The organism is Nocardioides sp., from assembly GCF_050699375.1.
Taxonomy (GTDB): domain Bacteria; phylum Actinomycetota; class Actinomycetes; order Propionibacteriales; family Nocardioidaceae; genus Nocardioides.
In genome coordinates this window covers 1-18,763 of record NZ_JBOHDN010000255.1, presented here as the reverse complement: position 1 = coordinate 18,763, position 18,763 = coordinate 1, and the positions used below count along the sequence as shown (strand labels likewise).

Here is an 18,763-nt window from a genome sequence, read left to right as displayed (position 1 = left end):
GACCTCCCCAGGGTGTCCACAACGCCTTGTTCAGCAGTCTCGCTGGATCAGTCCCTGCGCGAGCTTGATGAGCTCGAGGACGCTGTCGTCGGGGTCGGGGATGGCGTCGACCGGCCACCAACGTACGTCCAAGGACTCCTCGCTCACCGCGGGAACGGCGCCGACCGGAGCCACGGCCATGAAACGTACGTCGAGGTGGTGGACGTCGCCGGAGGGAGCGCAGAACGGCACCGGGTGCTCCGAGAGCTGCACCAGCCCGGGCAGAGGCTCCAGGCCGGGTACGCCCGACTCCTCGCGCAGCTCGCGGGCAGCGGCTGCCCACAACGTGCGGTCACCCGGCTCGAGGTGGCCACCGAACTGGAACCAGCGCCGCGCCTTGCGATGGTGGGTGAGCAGAACCTGCGATCCGTCGTCGGAGACCACCACGCACGAAGCGGTCAGGTGGTCCGGGACGCACGACTTGAAAACCCCGTCGGGGGTCGCCTCGAGGTGAGCGACATAGCGCCGCCGCAACAGATCCTGCGAGGACGACGGCGCCACCCACGCCCGCAGCATCGCGAGCGCGTCAGCGTGCAGGCTCACTCCTCGTCCGGGCCCTTGGCGTCGCCGGTGTCCGCAGAGTCGTCGGAGTCTCCACCGAGCAGCTTCTTGAGCTCCTCGTCGAAATCGATCGAGTCGACGTCGGGCGCGTCCGCACCCTCGCGGAAGCCCAGCGGATCGTCGAGGTCGGCTGAGGTGGGCAGCAGAGCGGGCGACATCCAGACGCCGTCGCGGGCCTCGATGCCCTGACGGTTGCGCAGCGATCCCCATAGTGCGGCCGCATCACGCAGGCGCCGGGGCCGCAGCTCGAGACCGACCAGGGTTGCGAAGGTCTGCTCGGCGGGACCGCCGGCGGCCCGGCGGCGGCGTACGGACTCCTGCAGCTGAGCCGCGACCGGCATCTTCTCGGCCGTGGCCAGGGCGACGACCTCGTCGACCCAGCCCTCGACGAGCGCGAGGACGTTCTCGATCCGCTCGAGCGCGGCCTTCTGCGTGGGCGAGTCGGGAACCTCGAACATGCCCTCCTCGAACATGTTCTGCAGCTGGGTGGGGTCCTGCATGGCGGAGAGGTCCAGGCCGCGCATCTGCTCCTCGATGCGCTGCTGCATGGCCTCCATGTTGAGCTCGACGCCGCGTGCGTAGTCGGTGACGGCCGAGATCACGTGATCGCGCAGCCACGGCACGCCGGCGAAGAGCCGCTGGTGGGCGGCCTCGCGCAGGGCGAGGAAGAGCAGCACGTCGTCCGTGCTGACGCCCAGCCCTTCGGCGAACGGCTCGACGTTGACCGGCAGCAGCGCAGCCTGTCCGGGCTCGGCGAGCGGGATGCCGATGTCGGAGACGGAGATGACCTCGCCGGCGAGGTGGCCGAGGCCGGTGCCCGCCTGGTTCGCGTACAACGCGCCCATCGCCTTGCCGACGAAGCCGATCATCGGCCCCATCTGGGCCTTCATGTCCTCGGGGAGCTGTCCGCTCATCGCGGCGGCGGTCGAGGCCGCGACCGGCTCGATCAGCGGCTTCCACGCATCCAGGGTATTGACCAGCCACTCCGCCTTGGACCAGGCGGTGGCGGACTTCACGCCGGACGGGAAGGAGGTGGTCTCCTCCAGCCAGTGGTCGGCCAGCTGCACCGCGTCGGCGACAGCGTCCTTCTGCTTCTGGGAGGGCGTCGGGTCGGGAGCGGATGCGGCGACCTTGCGGGCAAGGTCCATCGCGACGTCCCAGTTCAGCGGGCCGTCGTAGGGCTGTAGCAGCGACTGGATCTGGCCGAAGATCTGGCTCAGGTCGGGCATGCCGCCGGGGCCGCCACCTACGCCACCGATGGGGAAACCACCGAAGAACGCTTCGAAGGGCGTGCCCTTGAAGGGGTTCTCCGGCTCCTCCGGCTCGTCGGGGCCACCTGGGGTCTGACTCATGTGTCCAGCCTACGCGGTTACGGAAGCGAGCTGTGAGCAAGCATTAGGCTTGATTCATGCACCCCGCCGTCAAGCTTCTCGACATCCGCGAGACACCCCTCGATGTCACCGAGGTGATGGACGCTCTCGAGGACGACGCATCGGGTGGGCTCACCATCTTCGTGGGCCGGGTTCGCGACCACGACGGCGGCAAGGGAGTCGTCGGTCTCGACTATCAGGCCCACCCGTCGGCGCTCGCGCGACTGGTGGAGGTTGCCGAGAAGGTGGCCGCCGGCCACGACGTCGCCGGCATCGCCGCCGTCCACCGCACCGGTCACCTCGCCATCGGTGAGATCGCGGTCATCGTCGCCACCGCCTCCGGTCACCGCGGTGAGGCCTTCGCCGCCTCGCGTGTCCTCATCGACACCCTCAAGGCCGAGGTGCCGATCTGGAAGCACCAGATCTTCACCGACGGCACCGACGAGTGGGTCGGCGCGCCCTGATCGCGTGCTCGAGTCGATAGGCTTGGCCCGTGGACATCCTGCTCTGGCTCGTACCCTCAGCCGTCGTCACCGTCCTGGCGATGGCCTGGGTCGCCTTCCTCGGCCGCGAGGGTCGCGAGCAAGACCGCGAAGAGGTCGTACGCCGCCTCGGCATCGCCCTGGAGAAGCCCAAGACCCGCGAGCGTGCCGCCCGGTACGCAGCGCCCCAGCCGCCGCCCGACAGGTCGACCGGGATCGCGGTCCGGGTCAACCGTGATGCCTCCTAGAGGTGGCCGAACCAGAGGTGGCCGAGCTTGTCGAGACCTGCCGCGGCCGCGCTCTTGTCGTGGATGAGAGGGTGACGCTATGACGCAGCGCACCCTGGCCGGCCTCATCGCCTTGCCGCTCGTCGTCGCCCTGATCGTGATCGCGTGGGTGGTTCCGCTGCCCTTCACGATCTACAGCCCCGGGCCGACGGTGAATGTCCTCGGCGAGTTCGACGGCAAGGAGATCGTCCAGGTCAAGGACCACAAGGCCTACCGCAACGGCAAGAAGGCCCAGCTGCGGATGACCACCGTCTCGGAGACGACCCGCGAGGCCAGGCTCGGTCTGTGGACGCTCCTGGGCGCCTGGATGAGCGAGACGGAGGCCGTCTACCCGCGCGAGGTCGCCTATCCCGACCAGGGTTCCGTCAAGGAGGACCGCGAGGCCGGGCAGGTGCAGATGGCCAGCGCGCAGGACGCAGCGATCGCCGCCGCGCTGACCAAGCTCGGTGAGGATGTCGACGAGGTCTCGGTCGCCGAGGTCACCAAGGACGCGCCCGCCAAGGGCAAGCTCGTCGCGGGCGACGTCGTCACCAAGGTCGGCACGAAGACCGTCGACACGCCTCAAGCGGTCGTCACCGCGGTGCAGAATGTCGAACCCGGCTCCACGATCGAGATGACGATCCGCCGCAAGGACAAGACGCTCACCCAGAGCGTCAAGACCGGTGAGAAGGAGGGGAAGGCCTTCATCGGCGTCTCGCTGGGGGCGACGTACAAGTTCCCGTACGACATCAAGATCACCCTCGACCCGGCCATCGGTGGCCCGAGTGCCGGGCTGATGATGGCCCTCTCCGTCTACGACACCCTCACCGAGGGCCCGTTGACCGACAACAAGAAGATCGCCGGCACGGGCACCATCGACGGCGACGGCAACGTCGGCCCGATCGGTGGCATCCAGCAGAAGATCCCCGGCGCGGCCCAGGACGGCGCCAAGCTCTTCCTGGTCCCCGCCGGCAACTGCCAAGACATCGAGGGTGCCGAGAACGGCGACATGCGCCTGACCCGCGTGAAGACGCTCGATGAGGCCATCAAGGCCATCGAAACCTGGACCGAGGACCCCAATGCCAAGCTGCCGATGTGTGGGAGCACCAAGTGACCGACACCCCTGAGCCCACGCCCGAGCCCACTCCTGAGCTCAGCCGCGGTCTCGACCTTGAGACCGACCCGGCGCTGGCCGCGGCCGTCCTCGAGATCGAGGCGCACGTCGCCAGTGAGGGCTGGGACGGCCCGGCGAGGCTCTTCGCGCTTGTCGACACCGCCGCGCTCGTCAAGGCCGAGCCCGCGCTGGCCACGATGATGGGCCTCGACAGCCCCGACCAGGACGGGTCGCTGACCCCGATCGAGCAGGACCAGGTGCCGGTGACGACCCAGCTGGAGGAGGTCCTCCAGACGACCGCCTGGCCCGCCGGGGTCACCGGCTGCGCCGCCGTCGTCGAGCGACTCGTGCTTCCACCCGACGCCGACGGGAAGATCCCCGAGGACGCCGAGCAGGCCGTGGAGTTCGCCAAGTCGCACCCCGACAGGCAGGAGGTACGCATCGTCGCCGGCGCGACACGTGCTGGTGCGACGTACTGCGCTCTGAGGTTGAAGGCGCACGACGACGACCAGTCGGTCATCGGCGGTGTCGACCTGGTTCCGGAGCTGCTTGAACTGCTGCGTGTCACTCTTGAGGAGACTCCGCTCGAGGAGATCACGGACAGCGAGGGCGACCAATGAGCCTGTTTGACGACGACGACCCGGCACAGGCGCCGGTGCGCACACAGAGCACCGGCCGCAACCGCTGGCTGGCGATCGCGGCTGTCGCCGTCATCGTGCTCTTCTTCGGCATCAGCGCCTTCGCGGCGATCTACACCGACGCGCTGTGGTACGACGCGATCGACTTCAGCAGCGTCTTCGGCACGGTCTTCTGGACGCGTACCGCCCTCTTCGTGATCTTCGGCGTGCTGATGGCGATCATGATCGGGCTGCCGGCAGCGCTCGCCTATCGCACCCGGCCCTACTTCCACCCGGCCGACGACATCGGCGGCCTGGACCGCTACCGCGACGCGATCGCCCCGATCCGCACGTGGCTGCTGATCGGCATCGCCGGAGTGTCGGGGATCTTCGCAGGGTTCTCGGGCGCCGGGCACTGGCGCGGGTATCTGATGTGGCGCCACGGGCGCGACTTCGACAAGACCGACCCCTTCTTCGGCAAGGACATCGGCTTCTACGTCTTCGACCTGCCGTGGTGGCACTACCTGGTCAACTTCGCGCTGACCGGCCTGATCCTGGGCACCTTCGGCGCGATGATCGTGCACTACATCTATGGCGGGATCCGGCTCACCGCGCCGCGTGACCGGTTCACCCGCTCGGCGCAGATCCAGCTCAGCGCCATGTTCGGGCTGATCCTGCTGGTCAAGGGGCTCGACTACTGGGTCGACCGCTATGACCTGGTCAACGGCTCCGGGCCGCGGCTGGACGGGATGACCTACACCGACGAGCACGCGGTGCTACCTGCCAACCAGATCCTGTTGGCGATCGCGGTGATCTGCGGCGTGCTGTTCATCCTCAACATGTGGCGGCGCAGCTGGCAGCTGCCTTCGGTCGCGATCTCGCTGTTCGCGATCTCGGTGCTGCTGATCGGGATGATCTGGCCCGCGGTCGTGCAGGGCTTCCAGGTCCGGCCGAGCGAGCAGGACAAGGAGAAGCCGTTCCTGGCGGCCAACATCAAGGCCACCCAGGAGGCCTACGGCATCTCCAAGGACGACCTCGAGGTGACCGAGTACGCCTCGCAGGCAGAGGCCGACGGCGCCTCGCCCGAACAGCTCGACGAGACCGCGTCCTCGCTGCCGATCGTCGACCCCACCGTCGTACATCGCGAGTTCGAGCAGGTCCAGCAGGGCCGCTCCTACTACTCGGTGCACGAGCCCCTGGACATCTCGACCTACGAGGTCGGCGGCAAGGAGCGCGCGGTCGTGCTCGGCGTACGCGAGCTCAACCAGGCCGGCATCTCCGACTCCGACCGCACCTGGACCAACCTGCACACGGTCTACACCCACTCCAACGGCGTGATCGCCTCCTACGCCAACATGCGCGGTGCCGACGACAAGTCGGAGTCCAACCAGATGCAGTGGGCCGAGGGCGACCGCACCGGGCAGCACGACCTGACCGAGGGGGAGGGCAAGTTCCAGGACAAGGTCTACTTCGGTGAGGACTCACCGGAGTACTCCATCGTCGGGAAGGGCACCAAGAAGGGCGCCGTCGAGCTCGACTACAACTCCGAGGACGGCGAGAGCCGGACGACGTACGAAGGTGCCGGCGGTGTCCCGATCGGCTCCAACTTCCGACAGCTGATGTACGCCATCCAGTTCGGCTCCACGAACTTCCTGCTCTCCTCGAGTGTCAACGAGAAGTCCGAGATCCTCTACGACCGTTCCCCGAAGGAGAGGGTGCAGAAGGCCGCGCCGTGGCTCACCCTCGACGACGACGTCTACCCGGTGGTCGTGGGCGGCCGGATCCAGTGGGTGGTCGACGGCTACACGACCACCGACCGCTACCCGCAGGCCGCGCGCGACTCGTTCGCCTCGATGACCGACGACGCCACCCAGACCTCGGCCGGCCCGCAGACGCTGCCGACCGACGAGATCAACTACATGCGCAACGCGGTGAAGGCGACCGTGGATGCGTACGACGGCACGGTCACCCTCTACGAGTGGGACGAGGAGGACCCGATCCTGCAGACGTGGAAGGCGGCCTTCCCCGGCACCGTGATGCCGAAGTCGTCGATCCCGAAGGAGCTGACCGAGCACCTCCGCTACCCCGAGGACCTCTACAAGGTTCAGCGATACCAGCTGGCGCGCTACCACGTCTCCGACCCGGACGTCTTCTTCTCCGGCAACGAGCGCTGGGCCGTGCCCGAGGACCCGAACGACGACAACCACCAGCAGACGCCCTACCGGATGTTCCTCGACAACGGCTCCGGCCCGGCTCGCTGGTCGCTGACCTCGGCCTTCGTGCCCTACAACCGTCCCAACCTGGCGGCGATGATGTCGGTCGACTCGGACGCGACCTCGGAGGACTACGGGAAGATCCGGATCACCACCGGCTTCCCCGACGACACCCAAGGTCCGGGCATGGTCTCCAACGAGTTCCGTACGGACAAGGCGATCGCCGACGAGGTCGCCTCGTTCAACCGTTCCGGGTCCGCACCGGTCTGGGGCCAGGTCGTCACCTATCCGACGGCGAAGAACGGCATCCTGTACGTCGAGCCGATCTACGCCCGCCGTGCGACCGCCTCCACCTCCGGCTATGCCCAGCTCGCCTTCGTGCTGGTCTCCTATGACGGCCGCGTGGGCTACGGGTCGACGTTGAGCGAGGCGCTGACGGTCGCCCTCACGGGCGCCGCCCCGGCGCCGTCGACCTCGGACCCGGACGAGGAACCGGCCGAGACCAAGCCACCCGCAAACGGTGACTCCCCGGCCGAGGCCGGCCAGCTCCTGGAGGATGCCCGGGGCCTGTTCGCCCAGGCGGACAAGGCAGGCAAGGCGGGGGACTACACCGAGCGCGAGCGGCTCCTCGAACAGGCCCAGGCCAAGGTAGACCAGGCCGCCGAGCTGATCTCCGGAGGCTGAGGCAGGAACCACCGGAGGTCGAGCTTGTCGAGACCTCCCACGCTCCGGAGCGCGGGGACTCCACCGATTTGGGTTCGTTTCACCCCACGTGTAATGTTCTTCTTGCGACGCGGGGTGGAGCAGCTCGGTAGCTCGCTGGGCTCATAACCCAGAGGTCACAGGTTCAAATCCTGTCCCCGCTACTCCAAGACGAAGGCCCGGACCGAAAGGTTCGGGCCTTCGTGATTTCCGGGTACGACCAGCGGTTCCTGTCTCCGTCGAGTCGTGGCCAAGCGTGCTGATCGGGTCGGTTCATCCGAGCGCTGACGTCGGGTTCGGCGCGACCCCCAGGCACCCCGGATTTGGGTCCGGCTCAGCTCGCGGTAGAGTTCTTCTTGCGACGCGGGGTGGAGCAGTTCGGTAGCTCGCTGGGCTCATAACCCAGAGGTCACAGGTTCAAATCCTGTCCCCGCTACTCCGAGACGAAGGCCCGGACCGAAAGGTCCGGGCCTTCGTGATTTCCGGGGCGGCTGCGGCGGCCACGTCGGACGCGCCGGTCAGTAGAGCGAGGCGAGCAGGTCCTTGGCGTTGCCGATGAGGTGCGGGGCGTTGGCAATGCCGTTGGACTGGGTGCCGACAAGGGCGATGGGCACGGAACCGTTCGCGGTCACGGTGAGGTTGGACAGTGTGCAGCCGGAGATGAGCCACCGGGTCCCGACCAGGTCGCTGGCGCGGATGTCGGTGTACCAGAGCGTGTTCCCGGAGAAGGTCGGCGGCAGCACGCTGCTGATCACGACGCCGCGGCCGAGGTCCTGTTCGACGCCGCCGACCGGGAAGGCGACGCCGACGCTCCACAGCTCCTTCGCGCCGCCGTTGCTGTGGTTGGCGGTGTTGCCGGCGAAGGATCCGTGCGCCCAGTTGTCGGAAGACGCGGTGCCGTACGGGCTGGTGCGGCTCGCGCAGTAGTACGCCCCGTAACAACCGACGATGTCGTTGTCGTTGACCATCCAGTTGCCGGATGAGTTCCATACCGCCAGCCGGCAGTAGGTGAAGCTGTTCGACGCCGCCTGGGAGTACTCGCTGCGGTCGGTCGCCGACAACCCGAAGTAGCACCGGACGAACGCGTTGCCCAGGACCTTGACGCGGTAGGCGAAGTAGTCGTCCGAGGTCGAACCCGAGACGGCGACCCCGCATCCCCGCCAGTTCTCGAAGTCGCAGTCGAGGATCCGTACGTTGGTGCTGCGGGTCACCCGGATCGCGACGTGGTCGAAGGCCGGTGGGGTGTTGAGCGGGCTGTTGGTCTGTCCGAGGAAGCGAACGTCGCGAATGGTGACGTCACTGCGTCCGGTCATATGCAGCGCACCGCTCGAGAACGACGGCACGGTGATGGTGGCGCCGTTGCCGATGATGAGACACTCGTCCGGCAGCTCGACCGCGGCCGGCAGCGTGTACGCCGCTCCCGGGACCAGCTGGACCTGCGGCGTGGCCGCCAGGGCGGCGCCGAAGTCCTCGTCCGGCGACACCGTGCGCAGCCCGAAGTTCCGGGTCCGCCCGTCCTCCGCCCGCGCGGTGCCGGCCGGAGCCCCGACGGCCAGAGCCGCCGCGCCCGCGATTGTCGCCCCGCGCAGCAGGCTCCGACGACCGCCTCTCGGTTCGTCTGTGATGTGCATGATCACTCCTGTCCGCGGCGGGTCGCCGGCGGTCCCGTTCGGCAATGTCGTAAGGGCCAGGGCCGGGGCGATCATGATCTGACGTCTGATGAATGTCAAGGAGTGTCGAGAAAAGGTCCTGTCGCTCCGCTGAGTGGTCCAGACCTCGAGCGGGTGTTGGAGTAGCCTGTCTTCCCACCATCACGGACGGACGATCTGATGGCCACCACTTCCCGCCCCAAGCACTCGGCGCTCTCGGACGAGCTGCGAGCCCTCGTGCTCAACCTGCCCGTCGGTGCGGCGCTGCCTCCGGAGCGGCAGCTGGCCGAGCGATGGGGCGTGGCCAGGATGACAGTGCGGCAAGCCATCGCGTCGCTTGTGCAGGAGGGCCTGGTCCGGACGGTGCACGGTCGCGGGAATCTCCGGGCACCGGCTCAGATTCCTTTGCGGGTGCGGCTCGGGTCCTTCGCAGATGCCCTGCGGGAGCATGCCCTGGAGCCGTCGACCCGGCTCCTCGAGTGCGCCGAGGACGTGCAGCCCCCGCCGCCGGTGCAGGAGTTCCTGCCGCACCAGAGCTTGGTGCGCATCGAGAGGATCCGCTTCGGCAACGACGTCCCGTTCGCCCTGGAGCGCGCCTGGCTGCCTGCCGACCTGGTCGCGGGCGCGGACGAGGCGGCGCTCACCGGCAGCCTCTACTCGATCCTCGAAGATCGCGGTGTGCTTCCGGACCTTGGCGAGGAGTCGGTCCGCGCCGACCTGCCGACGCTCGAAGAGGCCCGCTTGCTGGACGCCGCTGGGAGCCGCCCGGTCCTCCGGCTGCTCCGACGGGCATCCTCGGGTGGCCGTCCTGTCGAGTACGCCGAAGCCGTGCTTCCCGCAGACCGGCACGAGCTCTGGTTCCCGCTCGGCTGATCTCGAGAGTGGTCTAGACCTCATGGATGCCCTTCGCTAGTGTGATGCAGGTCACCTCATCCGACCTGCTCCGGTCGGCATCCCCCTGGAGGTTCTCGCATGTCCCACCCCCGTTGTGGTCGCACCGCGCTCGGTCTTCTCTCCGTCATCGCGCTGGGCGCGTCCGTCCTTTCCGTGACCTCCGGCGCCGCGCAGGCCGCGCCGCCGGCCGCCGAGCTCCCCGCCGTCTCGCCGGCACCGCAGGACATCGCCCGGGTCGGCGGTGACGTCGCGGTGCCCGGTCGTGCCGCCGTGGTCGTGGACGGAACGACGGACGCCGCCGCCCGTGAGCTGCTGGTCGACGAGCTCCGCGAGCACGGCGTCGACCGGGTCGACGTACTCGCTCCCGGTGAGTCCGGCAGCGGATCGGTCCCGCTGACCGTGCGGCTCGGCGCCGCCGACCGCGAGGACATCGCCACCGGGCTGAGCGGCACCGAGGTGCCCGACCACGCCGAGGGCTACGCCCTCCGGGTCGCCGCGCCGAACCTCGGCAGTGGCGACGTCGCCATCGGAGGGACGGATGCCGCCGGGCAGTACTACGGCGTACAGACCCTGACCCAGCTCTTCACCGCCACCGGCGACGGCGACTGGCGGATCGCCGGCGCCGGGGTCAGCGACTGGCCGGCGATGCCACTGCGCGGTGCGATCGAGGGCTTCTACGGCGAACCGTGGAGCCAGGCCGAGCGGCTGGACCAGCTCGGCTTCTACGGTGACGTCAAGGCCAACACCTACATCTACGCGCCCAAGGACGACCCCTACCACCGCGAGAAGTGGCGCGAGCCCTACCCCGCGGACAAGCTCGCCGAGCTGACCGAGCTGGTCGAGGAGGCGGACCGCCACCACGTCCGCTTCACCTTCGCGCTCTCCCCGGGCAACACCGTGTGCTACTCCGGCGAGGAGGACTTCCAGGCGCTCACCGCCAAGCTGCAGTCGATGTACGACGCCGGCGTGCGCGCCTTCTCCGTGCCCCTCGACGACATCAACACCGGCCGATGGCACTGCGACTCCGACCAGGAGACCTTCGGTTCGCCGTCGGGCAACGCCGCCGGCGCCGCCCAGGTGCACCTGCTCAACCGGGTGCAGCGTGAGTTCATCGAGACGCACGAGGGCGCCTACCCGCTGCAGATGGTGCCGACGGAGTACTACAACACTGTCAACACCAGCTACAAGACGCAGCTGCGGGAGAACCTCGACACCGATGTCGTGATGATGTGGACCGGTGAGGGGGTCGTTCCGGTCTCGGTGACCGTCGAGCAGGCGAAGCAGGCGGCGGAGGTCTTCGGCGGGCCCACCTTCCTGTGGGACAACTACCCGGTCAACGACTTCGGCAACACGTCGGGGCGGCTGCTGCTCGCACCGTACGCACACCGCGAAGCGGGGTTGTCGGACCACCTTGCCGGCATCGTGTCCAACCCGATGAACCAGGCCGCCGCGAGCAAGGTCGCCGTCTTCGGCTTCGCCGACTTCAGCTGGAACGACCGGGCCTACGACCCGGAGCGGAACTGGCGCGAGGCGATGCGCTACCTCAGCGGCGACGACCCTGGCGCCACCGAAGCTCTGCTCGTCTTCGGCGATCTCAACCACATGGCCCCCACCTTCGGGTCCGAGCCGTGGCAGCCACAGGCGCCGGTGCTGGCCGCCCGGATCGAGCGGTTCTGGTCCGATTGGAAGGCCGGCGACCGTGCCGGCGCGGTCGACGAGCTCCGGACGTACGTCGACGCGATCGCCAACGCTCCCGAGACGATCAGGGGCGGCAGCGTGGGTGACGCCTTCGTCTCCGACGCGGCTCCCTGGCTGGACGCGACCGACCTGTGGGGCGCCTCGGCCCAGAAGATGACCGACGCGTTCGCCGCCCGGCTCGACGGGCGCGGCCAGGAGGCATCCGACCTCGCCGCGGAGTCCGAGGAGCTGATGACGCGGGCGCAGGCCGTGGTCGTGGACCCGCCCGACAACTCCTGGGGCAAGGCCCGGGTGCGGATCGCCGACGGTGTCCTCGACACGTTCCTCACCGACGCGGCCGACATGCTGCGCAACCCGATCGTGGCCTCGACGCCCGACCGCGTCGTCTACTCCGGTGACGGCACGGCGCCGCTGCCGGTGGAGGTGACGAACCGGATCGCCGGGCCGGTCACCGACGTGTCGGTCGGTCTGGACGCCGGCGACGCCGGGGTGACGCCCGAGCGCGTCGACCTGGGTGCGATGGACACCGGCGACGCCCGGACCGCGGACTTCGAGCTCGCCTGGCCCCAGCAGCGGGCCGGCACCGTCTCGGCGACCACCTCGCTCTCCTGGAACGAGGGCGAGGCGCGCACCACCGAGGCCACCCGCGACCTCCAGGTGACCTGCGCCGACACCCCCACCCGGCCCACTGCCGTCACCTACGTCGACAGCGAGGAGACAGCGGGGGAGGACGGTGCCGCCGCCAACGCGATCGACGGCGACCCGTCGACGATCTGGCACACCGAGTGGTCGGCCGGCAACGCACCGTACCCGCACGAGCTCCAGCTCGACCTCGGCTCGACGCGCGACGTGTGCGCACTGCGTTACCTTCCGCGCAGCGATGGTGGCAACGGCACCGTGGCCGACTTCGAGGTCTACCTGAGCCAGGACGGCAGCACCTGGGGTGAGCCCGTTGCCGCGGGCACGTGGCCGGGTGGCGCCGACGAGCAGTGGGTCGGCTTCGCCGAGACCTCCGCCCGCTACGTACGTTTCGTGGCGCGCTCGGAGCAGAACGGCAACCCGTGGACCTCGGCGGCGGAGATCTCCGTCGACGCACGCTGACCGGAAGGACGCGCCATGCGCAGCACGCTCGGGGTCGCTGTCGCGGCCGCCCTGACCACGGCCGCTCTGACCACGATCGGTCTGGCCATCGTCCCTCTTGCCGGCGCCCCCGGCGTCCCCGCCTTCGCCGCAGAACCGGCTCCGAGCGGTGGCCCGCAGAGCGTCGACGACGTCTTCGCCTACCTCGAGGACCCGGAGATGACGGGCGAGGGCCAGACCGAGCCGCACACCGAGCTCCGCCCCTACGACGACGTCGCGGGTGCCCTTGCCGGCAAGCGGGACACCAGATGGACCACCTCGCTCGACGGGCAGTGGCGGCTCGAGGTCGTGGACCACCCGCGCGACGTCCCCGAGCGATTCTGGGAGGACGGGTACGACGCCTCGGACTGGCCCACCGCCGACGTGCCGCACACCTGGCAGGGCGACCGGATCGACCACCCGATGTTCCGCAACGTGCCCACGGAGATGTACCCCGACGACCCGCCGAAGGTGCCGCACGACATCAACCCCACGGGGGCCTACCTCAAGGAGCTCGAGGTGCCCGCGGACTGGGGGGACCGTCGTACCTTCCTCCGCTTCGAAGGCGTCACGTCCGGCTACTTCGTCTGGGTCAACGGTGAGTACGTCGGTTACGACCAGGGCGGCTACACGCCGGCCGAGTTCGACGTGTCCGACGCCGTGCACCCGGGCAAGAACCGGGTGGCTGTGCAGGTGCACCGCTGGGGCTCCGGCTCGCACCTCGAGGACGTCGACCAGTGGCGCTACAGCGGCATCTTCCGGTCGGTGTGGGCGTACTCCGCCCCGCGGACGCACGTCAGCGACGTCTCCGTGCGCACCGACATGGACGACGACTTCGGCGACGCCAGCCTGAGCGCGGCGGTCGAGGTCGACGGGGAGTCCGGGACGTACGCCGTACGCGGTCGGCTCTTCGACGACGCCGGCCGTGAGGTGGCCTCGGTGCAGGAGCAGGTGGAGGTCGGCGCCGACGGTGGCACGGTGCAGTTGAACGAGCGGGTCGAGAACCCTGCGCCGTGGACCGACGAGACCCCGAACCTCTACACGCTCGTGCTCGAGCTGACCGGCCCCGACGGCACCACGATCCACACCACCAGCGAGCGGATCGGCTTCCGCGAGATCGGAGTCGAGGATCGGCAGGTGAAGGTCAACGGCAAGCGGGTGGTGATCCGTGGCGTGAACCGCGCCGAGACCAGCCCGGACGGCGGCCGGCACGTCACCGCGGAGGAGCAGCGGGAGGACGTACGGCTGATGAAGCAGCTGCACGTGAACGGCGTCCGGACCTCCCACTACCCCAGCGACCCGTACTTCTACGACCTCGCCGACGAGCAGGGACTCTGGGTCGCTGACGAGGTGGACGTCGAGACGCACCACCACGAGTGGTGCCCGAACGACTGCCTGGCCAGCGAGCCCGAGTGGAAGGCAGCGTTCATGGACCGGTTCGTGGCCATGGTCGAGCGCGACAAGAACCATCCCAGCGTGATGATGTGGGACACCGGCAACGAGGCCGGCCTGGGCGCGGCGCACTTCGCGATGGCCGACTGGGCCGACGAGAACGAGCCGACCCGACTGCTCTACCACCAGTCCAACGGGCCGGACGGCGATGCTCCGTTCGCCGACGTCTGGGGCCCGCGCTACCCGAGCCCGGCGCGGCTGGAGGCGCAGGCGAAGGAGACCACCAAGCCGATCATCATGGGCGAGTACGCGCACGCCATGGGCAACAGCCTGGGCAACTTCAAGGAGTTCTGGGACATCGTCCGCTCCACCCCACAGGTGCAGGGCGGTTTCGTCTGGGACTGGGCGGAAGCGAATCTGCGCACCCCGCTGCGACTGACGCCGGACACCTCCGGCAACGACGTCCTCACCCACCTCGAGGGGCTGCCCGAGGTGGTCGACGGGCGCCAGGGAAAGGCGTTGTACCTCTCCGGCCTCGATGACTGGGTGCAGTCCTACCAGGACCCGGCGCTCGACATCACCGGCGACCAGCTGACACTGGACGCCTGGGTGAAACCGGCCCGCCCCTGGACCGGCGACTTCACCATCATCGCCAAGGGCGACCACCAGTACGCCCTGAAGATGGCGGACGCCGACACCCTGGAGTTCTTCATCTACGACGGCGGCTGGCGCACGGTGCGCGCCGACGTACCCGCGGACTTCTTCGACGCCTGGCACCGGGTGACCGGGACGTACGACGGCACCGCGCTGCGGCTCTACATCGACGGGAAGCAGGCGGCGTCGGTGCCGTGGTCGGGGAAGATCGACCGGTCCCACCACGTGCTCAACGTGGGTCGGAACGCCGAGACCATGCAGTCGGAGTATCCCGGCCGGATGGCCCACGGCAGCATCGACTCGGTCAGGGTCTACGACACGGCCCTGTCCGGCACCCAGCTGGCCGGCGGGGCGGATCCGAAGGCGGACGCGGCGATCGCGCTCGACTTCGAGGAGATCCGTGAGGACGGCAGCTACCTCACCAACGGCCAGAGCCTCTCCGGCGTGGACGGCCTGGTCGGCTCCGACCGGTATCTCCAGCCGGAGACCGCAGAGCTGAAGGCGCAGCACGCGCCGGTGCGCTTCCGCGCGGTGGATGCCGCGAAGGGCATCGTGGAGGTGCACAACGAGCAGCAGTTCGCCGGCACGTCGCTGGTCCTGGAGTGGTCCGTGGACGAGGGAGCGCGCTCGCTCACTCAGGGACGTAAGTCGCTGAGCATCGGTCCCGGAGAGACGGCGCGGCTGGACCTGCGCTCCGAGGTCGCCAACCCGCACCGGGCGGAGCGATGGCTCACGCTGCGGGCGAAGCCGGCCGAGCCCACGTCGTACGCGCCCAAGGGCTGGGAGGTCGCGGCCGGACAGTTCTCCGTCGGCGGCACCGCCGTGCCTGGAGTGGCGCCCGGGGGCTCACCGGAGGCGCCGGAGGTCATCGAGTCGGCGGAGAGTGTGGTGGTCACCGGCGAAGGGTTCCGCTACGTGCTCGACAAGGACCGAGGCACCCTCACCTCGATGGAGGTACGCGGCACCGAACTGCTGCACGAGGGGCCGCGACTGGACGCCTGGCGGGCGCCGACCAGCAACGAGACGTTCAGCTGGGGCCGCGCCGAGGGCGAGGACTGGCGCCGGGTCGGACTGGACCGGCTCGAGGACACCGTCGGTGACGTCGCGGTCTCACAGGACCGGCACGGCCGGGTGGTGGTGGCCGTGACCAGCACGGCCGCGGCTCCCGACGTACAGGACGCGTCGTTCGACCAGACGGTGCGCTACACGGTGGACGGGGCCGGCACCGTCCGAGTCGGCCACGAGGTGACGCCTCGCGGCGAGGCGCGCAACCTGCCCTACCTCCCGCAGATCGGGATGCGGGTGCAGGTGCCCAACCGGTTCGACCGGTTCGCGTGGTACGGCCTGGGCGAGACCGAGACGTACGACGACCGCAAGGCCGGTGCGCAGATGGGTGTCTGGCGCAGCACGGTGGACGAGCAGTACGAGTCCTACTACGAGCCGCAGGCCTATGGGAACCACGCGGACACTCGCTGGGCGACGCTCACCGACGGGCGTACCGGTGGCCTGCTGGTGGCCGGTGACCTGGAGGTCTCGGTGACGCCGTACGACGACCTCGACCGGGCGCGCTATCCGTTCGAGCTTCAGCGTAACGATGGTTGGGTGACGCTGCGCGCCGACCACGACGTGACCGGGATGGGGGATACGCCCAACCCGGTTCAGAAGAAGTACCAGGTGGCACCGGACCAGACCTACCGCTACTCGATGCTCATGCGGCCGCTCTCTCCGAGCGAGGTCGAGGAGGGTGGCGTGCCCGATCCGACACCGGCGTGCTCGCCAGGGCTGGACGTGAACGTGCCCGACGGCATGGTGCGTGGTGGCGAGCCGTTCGAGGTGACCGCCGCGGTGTCGAACGAGTGTGCCACCCCGCTGCGGGCGACCGAGCTCGACATGCAGCTGCCGGACGGCTGGGCGTCCGACCCGTCGGGTCCGGCCGACCTCGGCACGCTCGAGGCGGGAGCCACCCGCACCCAGGAGTGGCAGGTCACCCCGCCGGCCGGTGCGGCAGCCGGTACCGCGGCGCTCGGCGTCGAGGCGAGCTGGAACGGAGGTGACGGAGCACGGCGCATCGCCACCCACGACGCCGAGGTCGAGGTAGCGCCCGACCCGCCTCCGTCGGGGGTCTCGAAGGTGTCCTCGCTGGAGTTCGTCTCGGCGACGAACGGATGGGGACCGGTCGAGCGTGACCAGAGCAACGGCGACTCCGGCACCGATGACGGCCGGCCGATCTCGATCGGCGGCCAGGTCTACGAGCATGGTCTTGGGGTGCACGCGCCCTCGAACGTGGAGCTCTACCTCGGCGACGCGTGCACCACGTTCACGGCCGAAGTCGGTGTTGACGACGAGACCGGTAGCAACGGCACGGTGCGGTTCGAACTCTGGGCCGACGGCGAGCGGCTCTGGCAGAGTCCGGTCCTCAGCGGTGCCGACCCGGCGTTGCCCGTGACCCAGGCGCTGGCGAGCGTCGAGGTTCTCGAGCTGCGGGTCACGATCGGTGGCGACGACAACGGCTGGGACCACGCCGACTGGGCGACGGCCGAGATCACCTGCGGGTGAACCGATGCCCGCCGTGGCCGGGCCCTGTCATCGGGACCCGCCACGTGGGGCATGGCGCCGGTGTTCTGGGTAGGAGCGGAGTGGGCCGCTGATCTCGTAGGTGGTGCCGCCGCTGGAGGAGCCGTTCGTGCCTCGCTGGGCGGAGAAGGCCATGCGGTTGCCGACAGGGTTGAACGCCACACCGCACAGCTCTGACGAGCTCTGCCCGGTGACCCGGAGGAACGGCGCCACGACGTCGTCGGGAGTGATGATGCAGATCTCCATGTTGCCGCCGTCCTCGGCGGCGTACAGACCTCCTGCCGAGGCGCCGGTGATGGGCGACGGTTCCAGCGCCGACAACGGCGGCACGTAGGAAGTTGCGACGATCCATGGTGGAGTCCTTCTGGAGTCCCGGTAGATGGAAATGTGCGCTACATACGCTTGAGGTCCGGGCCCTGGTCGAGGCGGCTTCGGGACGAACAATGCTCAACGCGCAAGGGCCGACCGGGGCGGAGGACAACGGCCCGATTTCGGAGGACGATGGGGCCATGAGCGTGGACGTGCTGGTGGAGACGGCGATTCGGCGATCGCCGGCCGAGGTGTCTGCGTACGCCGGCGACCCGAGCAACGCCCCGGCCTGGTATGCCAACATCCGCTCGGTCGATTGGCGTACGGAGCCACCGGTGCGGGTCGGGTCGAGGATGGACTTCGTCGCGCAGTTCCTCGGGCGCCGGCTGGCCTACACCTACGAGGTGGTCGAGTGGGTGCCGGGGGAGCGGCTCGTGATGCGTACGGCCGACGGGCCGTTCCCGATGGAGACGACCTACACGTGGGAGCCGGCGGGAGAGGGCGGCACCCGGATGACGTTGCGCAACCGCGGCAACCCGTCCGGTTTCTCTCGGGTCGCCGCGCCGGTGATGGAGCGGGCGATGCGGCGGGCGACGACCAAGGACCTGGCCAAGCTCAAGCAGATCCTCGAGTCCTGACGACGTTGCAACCGGGCTTACAAACGCTTCGGCATGCGCTGGGCCTCGCTGTGGACTCGTCAGGGCGAGCGGCGATGCTTGTTGTCTCTTGCTGTGGCGGGTCGTGGGATGCTGTTCGGGAATGTACGCCTCTCTGCTGACGACAGAATGAGGTTGTTCCTGAACATTTGGGGTAATGATCAGGTATCGGGTCTATTCATCTCGTATGTGGATGCGACTGGAAACATGCGCATCGTCATCGATCGACCCGCCGTATTCATCGCAGACCACGGGAGTGGTCGCGACCCGTGGCGCCCTTTGACGATGCGGTCACCCGAAGGGTGCTCGGCCGCGAGACGATCGTTTGCCGTCAGTCCCCGATGGGGGCGTCCTCGACCAGCTCGAGAGCGGCGAGCGCCGCCATGAGGCGTTGAGCGTGGGCGGGAACGGCCGCGTCGAGCCCGGTGAGCACTGCGACGCGTTTGAGCCGGTA

The 18,763-nt window shown here is 69.0% G+C and carries 13 protein-coding genes and 2 tRNA genes; 11 read left to right on the top strand and 4 right to left on the bottom strand.

Translation table 11 applies throughout. The annotated features are described in order from the left end of the window. Positions 1–30: 30 nt before the first annotated feature. Both ACRDPS_RS18825 and ACRDPS_RS18820 read right to left on the bottom strand, forming a co-directional pair. Positions 31–582 (bottom strand): NUDIX hydrolase, encoded by a 552-nt coding sequence (locus tag ACRDPS_RS18825; protein WP_431503192.1) that lies wholly within the window; start codon positions 580–582, stop codon positions 31–33. Beyond that, complete coding sequence (locus ACRDPS_RS18820; RefSeq protein ID WP_431503191.1) at positions 579–1,952, bottom strand: zinc-dependent metalloprotease; 1,374 nt, start codon at positions 1,950–1,952, stop codon at positions 579–581. Before ACRDPS_RS18820 ends, ACRDPS_RS18825 begins: the two co-directional genes overlap by 4 nt. Positions 1,953–2,008: 56 nt before the next feature. On the opposite strand from ACRDPS_RS18820, the gene ACRDPS_RS18815 reads away from it, so the two are divergent. From ACRDPS_RS18815 to ACRDPS_RS18785, 7 genes are all read left to right on the top strand, one after another. Next, a complete protein-coding gene (locus ACRDPS_RS18815; protein WP_431503190.1) occupies positions 2,009–2,434 on the top strand; it encodes a molybdenum cofactor biosynthesis protein MoaE in 426 nt (141 codons plus the stop codon). A gap of 29 nt (positions 2,435–2,463) precedes the next feature. Next, positions 2,464–2,700 (top strand): hypothetical protein, encoded by a 237-nt coding sequence (locus ACRDPS_RS18810; RefSeq protein ID WP_431503189.1) that lies wholly within the window; start codon positions 2,464–2,466, stop codon positions 2,698–2,700. Positions 2,701–2,779: 79 nt separating this feature from the next. Continuing rightward, on the top strand, positions 2,780–3,832 hold the full coding sequence (locus tag ACRDPS_RS18805) for a YlbL family protein (protein ID WP_431503188.1): 1,053 nt from the start codon (positions 2,780–2,782) through the stop codon (positions 3,830–3,832). Then, on the top strand, positions 3,829–4,452 hold the full coding sequence (locus tag ACRDPS_RS18800) for a PPA1309 family protein (RefSeq protein ID WP_431503187.1): 624 nt from the start codon (positions 3,829–3,831) through the stop codon (positions 4,450–4,452). The genes ACRDPS_RS18805 and ACRDPS_RS18800 overlap by 4 nt, the downstream gene beginning before the upstream one ends. Beyond that, positions 4,449–7,346, top strand: coding sequence for a UPF0182 family membrane protein (locus ACRDPS_RS18795; protein WP_431503186.1), 2,898 nt, complete (start codon positions 4,449–4,451; stop codon positions 7,344–7,346). Before ACRDPS_RS18800 ends, ACRDPS_RS18795 begins: the two co-directional genes overlap by 4 nt. 108 nt (positions 7,347–7,454) lie before the next feature. Further along, positions 7,455–7,528 (top strand) — tRNA-Met (locus ACRDPS_RS18790). 198 nt (positions 7,529–7,726) lie between these two features. Beyond that, positions 7,727–7,800, top strand: a tRNA-Met gene (locus ACRDPS_RS18785). An 82-nt stretch (positions 7,801–7,882) separates the two neighbouring features. Here the strand turns inward: ACRDPS_RS18785 and ACRDPS_RS18780 are convergent. Further along, positions 7,883–8,995: a right-handed parallel beta-helix repeat-containing protein gene (locus ACRDPS_RS18780; RefSeq protein WP_431503185.1), complete on the bottom strand. Its 1,113-nt coding sequence runs from the start codon at positions 8,993–8,995 to the stop codon at positions 7,883–7,885. Positions 8,996–9,193: 198 nt separating this feature from the next. On the opposite strand from ACRDPS_RS18780, the gene ACRDPS_RS18775 reads away from it, so the two are divergent. The 3 genes from ACRDPS_RS18775 (at position 9,194) to ACRDPS_RS18765 (ending at position 17,326) form a co-directional block, all read left to right on the top strand. After that, positions 9,194–9,886: a GntR family transcriptional regulator gene (locus tag ACRDPS_RS18775; RefSeq protein WP_431503184.1), complete on the top strand. Its 693-nt coding sequence runs from the start codon at positions 9,194–9,196 to the stop codon at positions 9,884–9,886. A gap of 99 nt (positions 9,887–9,985) precedes the next feature. Next, positions 9,986–12,706, top strand: coding sequence for a beta-N-acetylglucosaminidase domain-containing protein (locus ACRDPS_RS18770; RefSeq protein ID WP_431503183.1), 2,721 nt, complete (start codon positions 9,986–9,988; stop codon positions 12,704–12,706). A gap of 15 nt (positions 12,707–12,721) precedes the next feature. After that, positions 12,722–17,326: a glycoside hydrolase family 2 TIM barrel-domain containing protein gene (locus tag ACRDPS_RS18765; protein WP_431503182.1), complete on the top strand. Its 4,605-nt coding sequence runs from the start codon at positions 12,722–12,724 to the stop codon at positions 17,324–17,326. 27 nt (positions 17,327–17,353) lie between these two features. On the opposite strand, the gene ACRDPS_RS18760 is transcribed toward ACRDPS_RS18765, so the two are convergent. After that, positions 17,354–17,665 (bottom strand): hypothetical protein, encoded by a 312-nt coding sequence (locus ACRDPS_RS18760; protein WP_431503181.1) that lies wholly within the window; start codon positions 17,663–17,665, stop codon positions 17,354–17,356. A 188-nt stretch (positions 17,666–17,853) separates the two neighbouring features. On the opposite strand from ACRDPS_RS18760, the gene ACRDPS_RS18755 reads away from it, so the two are divergent. Next, entirely contained in the window at positions 17,854–18,291 is a 438-nt protein-coding gene (locus tag ACRDPS_RS18755) for an SRPBCC family protein (RefSeq protein ID WP_431503180.1), read from the top strand. Positions 18,292–18,763 lie beyond the last annotated feature (472 nt).

Excerpts from the sequence above, each read along its gene's own strand:
- ACRDPS_RS18820 (WP_431503191.1), bottom strand. The coding sequence starts at position 1,952 with ATGAGTCAGACCCCAGGTGGCCCCGACGAGCCGGAGGAGCCGGAGAAC.
- ACRDPS_RS18815 (WP_431503190.1), top strand. The coding sequence starts at position 2,009 with ATGCACCCCGCCGTCAAGCTTCTCGACATCCGCGAGACACCCCTCGAT.
- ACRDPS_RS18805 (WP_431503188.1), top strand. The coding sequence starts at position 2,780 with ATGACGCAGCGCACCCTGGCCGGCCTCATCGCCTTGCCGCTCGTCGTC.
- ACRDPS_RS18795 (WP_431503186.1), top strand. The coding sequence starts at position 4,449 with ATGAGCCTGTTTGACGACGACGACCCGGCACAGGCGCCGGTGCGCACA.
- ACRDPS_RS18780 (WP_431503185.1), bottom strand. The coding sequence starts at position 8,995 with ATGCACATCACAGACGAACCGAGAGGCGGTCGTCGGAGCCTGCTGCGC.
- ACRDPS_RS18775 (WP_431503184.1), top strand. The coding sequence starts at position 9,194 with ATGGCCACCACTTCCCGCCCCAAGCACTCGGCGCTCTCGGACGAGCTG.
- ACRDPS_RS18770 (WP_431503183.1), top strand. The coding sequence starts at position 9,986 with ATGTCCCACCCCCGTTGTGGTCGCACCGCGCTCGGTCTTCTCTCCGTC.
- ACRDPS_RS18765 (WP_431503182.1), top strand. The coding sequence starts at position 12,722 with ATGCGCAGCACGCTCGGGGTCGCTGTCGCGGCCGCCCTGACCACGGCC.
- ACRDPS_RS18755 (WP_431503180.1), top strand. The coding sequence starts at position 17,854 with ATGAGCGTGGACGTGCTGGTGGAGACGGCGATTCGGCGATCGCCGGCC.